6 protein-coding genes and 2 pseudogenes are annotated in these 7,427 nt (G+C 59.3%); 6 read left to right on the forward strand and 2 right to left on the reverse strand.

What is annotated here, in order from left to right; all coding sequences use genetic code 11:
• Positions 1 to 49: 49 nt before the first annotated feature.
• Together QDY28_RS25165 and QDY28_RS25170 are read right to left on the reverse strand one after the other, a co-directional pair.
• Entirely contained in the window at positions 50 to 1,339 is a 1,290-nt protein-coding gene (locus tag QDY28_RS25165; RefSeq protein WP_184806203.1) for a type II toxin-antitoxin system HipA family toxin, read from the reverse strand.
• Entirely contained in the window at positions 1,339 to 1,686 is a 348-nt protein-coding gene (locus QDY28_RS25170) for a helix-turn-helix domain-containing protein (RefSeq protein WP_184806206.1), read from the reverse strand. Before QDY28_RS25170 ends, QDY28_RS25165 begins: the two co-directional genes overlap by 1 nt.
• 252 nt (positions 1,687 to 1,938) lie before the next feature.
• Between QDY28_RS25170 and QDY28_RS25175 the strand changes: the two are divergent.
• From QDY28_RS25175 to QDY28_RS25200, 6 genes and pseudogenes are all read left to right on the forward strand, one after another.
• Positions 1,939 to 2,593, forward strand: a pseudogene (locus QDY28_RS25175) (DUF433 domain-containing protein).
• A complete protein-coding gene (locus tag QDY28_RS25180; protein ID WP_246802375.1) occupies positions 2,590 to 2,730 on the forward strand; it encodes a hypothetical protein in 141 nt (46 codons plus the stop codon). Before QDY28_RS25175 ends, QDY28_RS25180 begins: the two are co-directional and overlap by 4 nt.
• Positions 2,731 to 2,758: 28 nt before the next feature.
• Complete coding sequence (locus tag QDY28_RS25185; protein ID WP_246802376.1) at positions 2,759 to 3,007, forward strand: hypothetical protein; 249 nt, start codon at positions 2,759 to 2,761, stop codon at positions 3,005 to 3,007.
• Positions 3,008 to 3,202: 195 nt separating this feature from the next.
• Positions 3,203 to 4,846 carry an MFS transporter gene (locus QDY28_RS25190; protein WP_184806209.1) on the forward strand — a complete coding sequence of 548 codons (1,644 nt, stop codon included), beginning with the start codon at positions 3,203 to 3,205 and terminating at the stop codon, positions 4,844 to 4,846.
• A gap of 381 nt (positions 4,847 to 5,227) precedes the next feature.
• Positions 5,228 to 6,865, forward strand: coding sequence for an MFS transporter (locus QDY28_RS25195; RefSeq protein WP_184806213.1), 1,638 nt, complete (start codon positions 5,228 to 5,230; stop codon positions 6,863 to 6,865).
• A 125-nt stretch (positions 6,866 to 6,990) separates the two neighbouring features.
• A pseudogene (locus QDY28_RS25200) lies at positions 6,991 to 7,095 on the forward strand (helix-turn-helix domain-containing protein); the annotation flags it as partial.
• Positions 7,096 to 7,427 lie beyond the last annotated feature (332 nt).

Genomic DNA, 7,427 nt, shown 5'->3' on the forward strand with positions numbered 1-7,427 from the left:
AGGGGCGAATTAGAGAGAGTGCAAGGCCCGGACCGACGTGAGCCAAAGACTACGATTGACGCCGCACTTCGTCCACCAGGGTCAGAGTCCCGAGGCGATCAAGAAGCTGGCTTGCTTTCTTTTCACCGAGCAGTTCAGGTGCCATTGTCGGCCAATGCTCCAGCGCAAGCCTGACTGTCGCCACGACCTCGCGTGTGATCAGCTTCGCGTCCAGACGAAGAAAACTCGCGACCCTCTCAAAGCGATGCAGGTTCACGCTTTCGAAGCTGTGGGTTTTGATGAACCTCAGCGCCATAGTGTCGGACGGCATGTAAAGAACGGTCGGGACGATATCGTAGGCCGGCGACAAACGGATTTCGCCAGGTGCCGGGAAACGGAAAGACCAGTTCTTGAGATGGTTGTCGCCATTTCCTAAAAGCACGTCTGCAACGACCCTGCGGATAGCTTCCAATATGTCATCACGATGGTCGGTGCTGAAGCGGCGCACCATGTTGATGATGGTCTCGGTCGTCGCCATCGTATATTTTCGATCGCCTATCGCTCCCAGAATTTGGGCCGCGTCTTCGATGTGGATGCGACGATCATCGTCGGCACGGTCGAAGCGATCGACGACGAGAACGCGCTCACCATGAGCCAACAGTTCCGCAGGGACGCCGTTGATAGCGGTGCTGGAGACAAGCCGGCAGTTTGCTGTTCGCACGCCGATCGTCCTTGCCATCTGCATGGCCGCATGTTCAGCTTCCGGCAGCCCTGGGTATCGCTCGCTTGCCACCTTGATGATGCAGCGGCCGGTGTTACCGCGACCGGGAACCGTCAATCTGTCGCCCTCGACGTTGGCGGTGAACTTGAGCTGCACACCAGCGAGCGAGAATTTGACCGCGCCGTCGGGCAGCGCGACATCCACGCCATGTACCTTTTCGATGGTGATTGGCCCAGCTGACGCTGGGATCGCGGTTTCCGGTACGACGAGGATTGCGCCAGGGAGATCGCCACCAAGGCGGGTCAGGACGTCGAACTCGTCGTGATCGCCAGGCCCCATTTCGTTCAACACGAGATCCCTGAGGGCGCCCTCGGGAAGCAATCCTGAAAACCATGGGGGCAATGTGCCGTGAAGCCCAATTTTGTCGCCACGTCGCGCCAGACGATTGCGTGTGCCCTCGTCATCGTCAGGATCGAACCAACCCAGGCTGAAAATTGGCCGCCTTGCATCTCGCAAAAACGTTTCCGCAATGACAAACGCGACCGCGCCGTCACTATCGCGCGTCAGGGTCCCTACCCTAACCTTCCCGAGTGTCTGATCGAGAAGATGGACGCCGAGGATCGCCGATGATTTCGTCATTACGGTTCCCCATTGTCGTCTTCATCGAGATCGATGAAAAGTTCCTCAAATGCGCTCACCGCCGTACCTTTATTCAGCTGGTCCCCAGCATCGCCAATCAGCTGCCTTACTTCCCCGATCCGGGACTTTGGCAGCAGGACCGGCACAAGGTCGAGGGCATCGCAGATTTCGGCAAACAGCGTCAGTCGGTCCCTACCCCGACGATCGGTCGCGAGGTCGCGTTCGAGTTCCGATATTCGCGCCCGGTCCCGGCCGAGCCTTGTCGCAAGTGCAGGCTGGCTGAGACCGCGTTGTTTACGAGCGGCCAGCAGTTGCTCGCCAAGGGTGTTGAAAATCGTAGTGCCCATGCGGAATATCGCTCATCTACTGGCGGGTGTCCGGAATTTCGTACGGCCCTAAGATAAAGGAGAATGCGGAATTCCGCAACAGGACACCATAAGGAGCGAAATGGCGCATGGAGCTCGCCGCTGGCCTAAGCGGTTGCGCCAAGTCTGCTCCGACGTTTCAGCATTCGATGTAACGCTGGCGCAGCGTTCCCTCGATATAACCGCAGCAAATTATATATTCCGACACACCGGAAGAATTAACAGGAGGCCCACATGCCCGCAGTTGCGGAAATGCTGAAGCGAGCGAGGCTGCCGTTGTCTCGCGCGTGAGCCTGCGCGACGTCAATCGCGTTATCGACGAGCACATCTTGCCGGAAGCGTTCGTCTCCCTCGACAACGGGCGTCATGTCCTGGCCGGAGCCTGTTCGCTCATCGCCTTTTACTTCGAAAGCGCCCGCCGCCTCACCTCGGAAGAACGCCTATTTACTATCCGGACGGCAGAGGCCCGGCTCGCAAGAGCCCGCACCCTCCCGTGGTCCCCCCCTATTGCGTGAAGACTGGACCGTGCACCACAGAGTTTCTGACGATCGATCTCATGCCCTTTATGAGGGGCGCGAGCGAGCGGCTGGACGACCTTGCCGCGGCGCGAGAAGCCGTGACATCATCGCCCGACATCCTTGGCGGGACGGCCGTCATTCGAGGCACCCGCATTCCGGTCTACGATATTGCCGCGTCCGTGGCCGCAGGCCATTCAACGGAGCGCATTCTCGAAACCTGGCCTAGCCTGGACAGAGAGAAGATCAGGCTCGCGACGATCTACGCGGAAGCTAACCCTTTGCGTGGGCGGCCGCGTGTCCTGGGAGATCTTCCCGAAGGAACGGTCATCGTGACAGATCGTCGCGTCCCCCGTCGTAGGAAGGCTGGATGAAGTTTCTGATTGATGAGTGCCTCAGTCCTGAACTGGCTAAGATGGCGCTGGAAAAAGGTTATGGTGAAACGAGCCATGTCGTCTGGATGAAAACTGGGTGGCCTGAAAGACTGGGAGCTCAAACCGATCATTCTTGAGGGCGACTGGACGTTCGTCACGAATAACTTGGTCGACTTCCGCGGGCCCAAAGACAAGCCCGAGACGAATGGGCAATATGCCGACGTTGCCATCCATGCCGGGCTGATCTGCCTAAATGGCCCGTCCGGTATGGACCTCGAGATGCAGATCGAGCTGTTCGAACAGGCTTTGGCCGAACTCGACGACGACGATGATTTCGTCAATCGTGTGTTGGAAATTTCCCTCAACGATGAGGAGGAACTGCGCGTGCTCCGGTACGCACTTCCGAAGGAATAATCGTTCAGGAAGGAAAAACGGCATACAGGCTCAATAATAAGCCAGCAACGTGCTAGAACTAATCGGACTGGCTGATACACTCCCGCTCAACGCAGGGTTCCTGCGCCAAGAACCTCGATAACGCCGGAATTCGTATCCGAGTTGCGGATAGTCTGTGGCGTCACCGTGTCGATGCGAAGCTCAGAGCCATCAAGAATGCAGATCGAAGACGTCACCGCGCGCGGCCCAACCACCCTTGATCCGCTACGCAGTATAGCATTCCGTTCGATCTGGAGTTCCACGCAAGTCGCCAACCTGGGATGGCTGGTGCAAACCGTCGCGATCAGTTGGCTCATGGCGACGATCTCCGCTTCGGATCTGATGGTCGCGCTTGTGCAGGCTTCAACGACGCTTCCGGCATTCATACTCTCCATTCCCGCCGGAGCGATCGCCGACACCTATAGCCGCCGATTGGTCATGATCACCGGGCTCTCATTGATTGCGCTCGCTTCCATCGTACTGGCGATTGCTGCCGCCTTCGGCTTCGTCAGTCCCTGGCTCATTCTAGGTCTGGGATTTATCGCAGGCTGCGGCTTTGCGCTGAATGACCCCGCTTGGCATGCCTCCGTGGGCGATATCCTCAACAAGCGAGATATTCCGGCTGCGGTGACGCTTATGTCGGTCGGATACAACATGACGCGCAGCGTTGGACCGGCTTTGGGCGGGGCCATTCTCGCGTTCCTCGGTCCGTTGGCGGCCTTTCTCTTTGCCGCCTGCAGCAACTTAGCGCCTCTCGGCGCGGTGTTGCGCAACAAGTGGCACGTCCGCAAGTCTCCGCTGCCTGCAGAGCGAATTTCAACAGCAATCCATGACGGAATGCGGTTCACGGCGCTTTCTTCCGACATCCGGGCGGCGATCATACGTGCCACCCTCTTCGGCCTTGCCGCTATTGCCATACTTGCCCTTCTGCCGCTTGTCGCCCGCGATCGTTTGGCCGGCGGCCCAATCATCTACGGCATACTGTTTGCTGGTTTCGGAACAGGCGCTTGCATCGCCGGGCTGACCAACCGGCTCTTAAGGAGATTGATTCCTCAGGAATGGCTGATGGCGATCGCTTCCATCGCTTGCGCGTTTTGTTGCATCTCACTTGCCCTCACCTCCTCAGTACCTTTGGCGACACTTGCGCTTGTCATCGGAGGCGCCGGCTGGGTCATCACCTGGACCGGGTTCGACGTCTGGGTGCAATTGGCAAGTCCGCGCTGGGTCGTCGGCCGTACGCTCTCTATCTATTACGCATTCCTCTCCGGCGGCATGGCAGCCGGCAGCTGGATCTGGGGCACCGTCGCCCAGACCTATTCGCTTGCATCTTCTCTCGAACTTGCCGCAGCGGCCCTGTTACTCGTCGCCGCATCAGGGTTCGTCCTGCCGGTGCATCTGGCGGCCGAGGCAGATCAGCAGGGCTCGGTTTATCCGGCGCCAGCTGTGGCGCTTGATCTGAAGCCCCGAAGCGGCCCGATTGCAGCGAGGACGGAATATGCCATAGACGACAGCGACCTGGACATCTTCCTCGATCACATGCGCACTCGAAGATACGCCCTGGCCCGGGCAGGCGCACGTGACTGGACGCTCCAGCGAAATCTTCGAAAGCCTTCCCGTTGGACAGAAACATTCCGCACGCCGACCTGGATGGATTTCCTGCGTTTGCATCATCGTCTCTCCCCGTCGGATCAGGAAGTCGTACAGCTTCTCGCCGCTTTGCATATGAGTGACAAGCCTCCGGAAACTGATCTTGTGATTGAGCGCACAACAGACGCGCGACGGACCCGGAGCCAACCGGTCGCGCGCTTTTCGCGTCCATGAGGTGATCTTGCGATGAGGCCATTTATCGAGCAGCGGCAACGGTCCCATAATGGCGTCGGCCAGAAACAAAACCTCACGGTTCAGACTGTGGAGACTAGCCGCAAGCCGAACACAGCTCCTGGCCTGGGAGTGGCATCAACCCCTGCCATCCAGGTTCGCTCGGCTGTCGTCGATCCCTGCTCGACGACAGCCGCTTTTCCCTCGGTTTTCGATTCCGGCCTTGCCGCCACGCGTCGAAACCTGGCCCGCGAACTCTTGGACAAAGCGTCGACTGGGCAGGCGACAAATGATGGCAGACCGAAGTACGACTCCTTTCCCTCATCGCCGAATGGCGCCCGTCAAGCACGGCCGAAGTGACCCGCCCGAAAGAGACTGAATGACATGCCTTCAATAGAAGAGACAGCATCCATAGGGTTATTGGCGCCACTGAAGAATTCGACTTTCCGTTCGATTTTCTTCGCGTCGCAGCTTTCGAGCCTGGGCTGGCTGATGCAGACGGTAGCGCTCAGCTGGCTCATGGCCACGGTTTCGACGTCCGATGTCATGGTTGCCCTCGTTCAGGCCTCATCCACGCTGCCAGCCTTTTTTCTTGCGATCTTCGTTGGCGCGATCGCCGACAACTACAGCAGGCGCATGGTCATGATCGTCGGTCGCAGCCTGATGATGGCGGCCTCGGCGATGCTGACGATCCTCATGGCCTTCGGCATCACCGATCCATGGATGATCCTGGCGTTCAGTTTCCTTGACGGCTGCGGTATCGCACTCAGCGATCCTGCCTGGCGCGCTTCGCTTGGCGATATGCTGGAGCGCCGCCATCTGCCGTCGGCCGTGACACTTCTTAACGTCGGCTTCAACACGGTCCGTAGCGTTGGTCCCGCCCTCGGCGGCATCATCGTTGCTGTATTCGGGCCGCTCGTCACATTCGCGCTCACCACCCTCGGCTTCGTCGCGCCCCTCACCGCCCTGTGGCGAAACACGTGGACCGTGAAAGCGTCGCCCCTCCCCCGGGAAGCGCTTATGACGGCCATCTATGATGGCCTGCGCTTCACCGCGATATCCTCCGAAATCAAGGCGACCATTGTCCGCGGGACGCTCTTCGGGCTGACCGGAACCTCAATGCTGGCGCTCCTGCCGCTCGTCGCGAGAGACCTTTTGAAGGGCGGGCCGATCGACTACGGTATTCTCATGGGGGGCTTTGGCGCCGGCGCGCTGGTCGCGGGGCTCGTGAACCCACCACTCAGGCGCGCGGTCACGCAGGAGCTGCTGATCGTTCTGGCATGCGTCGCGTGTGCGGCATGTGCCATCTCACTTGCTCTGACGTCCTCCCTTATCATCGCAACAGTCTGCCTTGCCTTCGGGGGCGCAGGCTGGGTGACAGGATGGTCGGGGTTCGGCGTCAATGTGCAGTTGGCAAGCCCACGTTGGGTCGTGGGTCGCACGATTTCCATCTACAGCGCCTTCACCTATGGGGGGATTGCCGGGGGCAGTTGGCTCTGGGGAATTATCGCGGAAAATCATTCCCTCTCCCTGTCCCTGGCATGTTCTGCTGCGTCCTCCTTGGTTGTTGCGGCACTTGGGCTCAAGCTCCCGATCAGCAACCGCCTGGAGTCGGAGCTCGAAGCCTCCGGCGCTTTCGATGCGCCTGTGCCGGCACTTGATCTGAAGCCGCGAAGTGGCCCGATCCTGGTCACGACAGAATACGCTGTGGCGGACGAGAATGCTGACCTTTTTCTTGAAATCATGCGCAGGCGTCGGCTGGTTCAAAGCCGCGTCGGTGCACGCCAGTGGACACTCACGCGCGACGTTCAGCAGCCTTCGCGATGGCTCGAGAGCTTCCGGACGCCGACCTGGACGGATTACCATCGCCTTCATCACCGCCTCAACGAAGCGGACAAGCGCCTGGACGACGAGCTCAAAGCGTTGAGCGTGGCGTACGATCTCCCGCGAACAACCATTCTGGTGGAGCGCCCGACGGCTGCGCGCAAGTCCGCGCCCGTGCCATACGTTTCGCAGAAGTAGGGATGTCAGCAGACATCTTCCCAACGGGGTTTATATTGGTGGCCATTCTTCTTTGGAAAGCTTCGAGCGTCACCGGAAAACCGCTCTCCAGTTTCTTGTTGCTGGTTACGCCACAGCTTGTTGTTGTGCACTATTCGCAATTGACCCTCGCCGATCGGCGGCGCCTGCATCATTTAGTCGAGCGCAAGGTGCCGATCAACGAGATGGCACGTAAGCTCGGCCGTCACCGATGTCCTCACATCGCCGCCGCGCATCCATCAGCTCCAAATCGCCACAAAGCGAGTGAATCACGACAAGGGCCTATGCGCCAGGGCCTTTTTCAACGGCCTGTTAATCTTACTGCGTCACAAATTTGTGGATTTTATCGATCCTTCATCCGGGAGCAGCATGGACATCGCTGGAGGTTGCGACTGAGTGCGACGGTCAAGTGCCTTCGGATTGTGGCGATCGAATTCGACACGTGTCGCTCGGGTCGGATCGGGGGCTCCGCGGGGTCGATAACCCTGGGGAAGGCCAGATTGCGGGCGGTTTTTGGTTTCGGGCGGCGCTGAGGGGGGAATCG

Source organism: Rhizobium sp. BR 362, from assembly GCF_036528765.1.
Lineage (GTDB): Bacteria > Pseudomonadota > Alphaproteobacteria > Rhizobiales > Rhizobiaceae > Rhizobium.

Coding starts and splice junctions, on each gene's coding strand:
- QDY28_RS25190 (WP_184806209.1), top strand. CDS start 3,203: ATGCAGATCGAAGACGTCACCGCGCGCGGCCCAACCACCCTTGATCCG.
- QDY28_RS25180 (WP_246802375.1), top strand. CDS start 2,590: ATGAAGTTTCTGATTGATGAGTGCCTCAGTCCTGAACTGGCTAAGATG.
- QDY28_RS25165 (WP_184806203.1), bottom strand. CDS start 1,339: ATGACGAAATCATCGGCGATCCTCGGCGTCCATCTTCTCGATCAGACA.
- QDY28_RS25195 (WP_184806213.1), top strand. CDS start 5,228: ATGCCTTCAATAGAAGAGACAGCATCCATAGGGTTATTGGCGCCACTG.
- QDY28_RS25170 (WP_184806206.1), bottom strand. CDS start 1,686: ATGGGCACTACGATTTTCAACACCCTTGGCGAGCAACTGCTGGCCGCT.